Source organism: Frankia sp. CcWB2, assembly GCF_977927585.1.
The window spans coordinates 1-1,756 of the sequence record NZ_CDWRCM010000154.1; the positions used below are offsets into that span (position 1 = coordinate 1).

Annotated in this window: 2 protein-coding genes and 1 pseudogene; 2 read left to right on the forward strand and 1 reads right to left on the reverse strand. The window is 69.2% G+C overall.

Annotation, left to right across the window (positions count from 1 at the left end; genetic code table 11):
- Positions 1 to 598, reverse strand: a 598-nt coding sequence (locus ACY45C_RS15575; RefSeq protein ID WP_462188320.1) for a TetR/AcrR family transcriptional regulator, incomplete at its 3' end; no start/stop codon positions are given.
- A gap of 381 nt (positions 599 to 979) precedes the next feature.
- Here ACY45C_RS15575 and ACY45C_RS15580 point away from each other — a divergent pair.
- Complete coding sequence (locus ACY45C_RS15580; protein ID WP_462188316.1) at positions 980 to 1,276, forward strand: hypothetical protein; 297 nt, start codon at positions 980 to 982, stop codon at positions 1,274 to 1,276.
- 138 nt (positions 1,277 to 1,414) lie between these two features.
- Positions 1,415 to 1,756 (forward strand): annotated as a pseudogene (locus tag ACY45C_RS15585) (bifunctional FO biosynthesis protein CofGH); the annotation flags it as partial.

Below are 1,756 nucleotides of genomic sequence, written 5' to 3' on the forward strand. Positions count from 1 at the left end.
TTGGCCGGGCGAACAACGGCGTCATCCATCCGTGGAACTCCGGCTTCGCAGGTATCGGCGTGTCCGTACAGAAGGCCGAGAGCAGGAAGTGCACGAGATGGCTGGTCGGTCGGGAGGGCGCGGGGTTGGCGAGCCCGCCCTCGATGGTGGCGACCACCGCGTCCGCCGCGAGCTCCCGATCGGGTTCGGGCACGAAGTCGTGCACCGCGGCGAGCGCGAGCCCGTGCAGCCAGTCGTGCAGCCGCTCGTGGTACTCCATGACCGGCGCGGCGTGCGGGGCGCGTTCGGCGACACAGGGATGCAGCGTGCGGCGCCGCTCGACCGAGTCCAGGGCGAGGAAGAGCTTCGCCGCCGGGTCTCCGGGCAACGCGGCGATCCGGTCGACCTCAACGTCGAGCAGCCGGTTCAGCACCGCCGCGAAGGCATGGTCCTTCGACCGGAAATACCAGTAGACGGAGCCCGGCTCGATGCCGGCGGAACGGGCGATCTCCGCGATGGACGTCCCGGCGAACCCGCGGGCCAGGAACTGCTCCTCGGCGACGGTGAGCAACGCATCGATCCGTTCCTCGCGGGGAACCTCCTGGCGGTTGCGTGGCACCTGATCAGCGTAACGACTCCCATGGTGGGGCAGGAGGAAATCGATGCCCAGTAGTGGTAGCTCCCGTGCGGTACGGCGGCGCCCGGTGGCGCCGCCCCGGGCGCCGGCATGATCGGAATCGTGTCCCGGTGTCGGTGGGTGCATTCCGGCCGGGCCCGGGTAGCGGAGTCCGGTGGACGTCTCGGGCGGATGTGTCCTGCTCACCGCCTTTTTCTTGATTCCGATTCGAGAGAGCTGTGAGAGTGAATCTCAGCTCTCTGGGGACGTAATGAAGTAACAAATACGTGATCGAGAGCATCATCGCAGGTCACAGGCCTGTGGAGGGTTCGAAACGCGCAAGTTATTTCATTTCGACTCCTCTACGTCGCTGGAAGGACCATCATGTCCGATATCAGGACCACCAAGAGCCTCGAAGCCCTGTCCGCCTCCCTTAATCGCGCGCTTGCGGGGGCCCGCGCCCCCCAGGTCGTGGCCGCCCGCCGGGCCCAGATGCGACAGACCGCCGGTATGACGCCGGACGGGTCCGACCTCGCCGGCACCGGCCGGCGAGCCGACCGGACGCAGGCCTTGGTCGAGACGCTGGCCTCGCGCCGGCGGACGAATATGTTGATCGGCACGCTCGACCGGCTGCGCAGACCCGCCACCGGGTGGCGTGCGGCCGGCCGCGTGACACCCTGACTCCGGGCCGACCGGGTCTCCTGCCGAACCGCTCAGTACCGTTTCGGCACCGCATCCCTTCGATCCCGATGGTCACCGACCGGACCGGTTCATCTGCCGGGCGCCGGGGGCGCCGCCGGAGAATCAGAGGAATTCATGATGAGTACGGCGGCGACATCCAGCGGTGCCGAATCCAGCGGTGCCGAATCCAGTTCCCCGCCGTCCCCGTCGGCGCTGCGCCGGGCGCTGCGCCGGGCCCGGGACGGCGCCACGCTCGATGTGGTGGAGGCCACCATTCTGCTGGCCGCGCGCGGCGACGACCTCGCGGACCTGTGCCGGTCGGCGGCCCGGGCCCGCGACGCGGGTCTGGCGTCGATCGGGCGGCCGGGTGTCGTCACCTACTCGCCGAAGGTGTTCATCCCGTTGACCCGGTTGTGCCGGGACCGCTGCCACTACTGCACCTTCGCCACCGTGCCGCACCGGTTGCCCGCCCCCTACCTC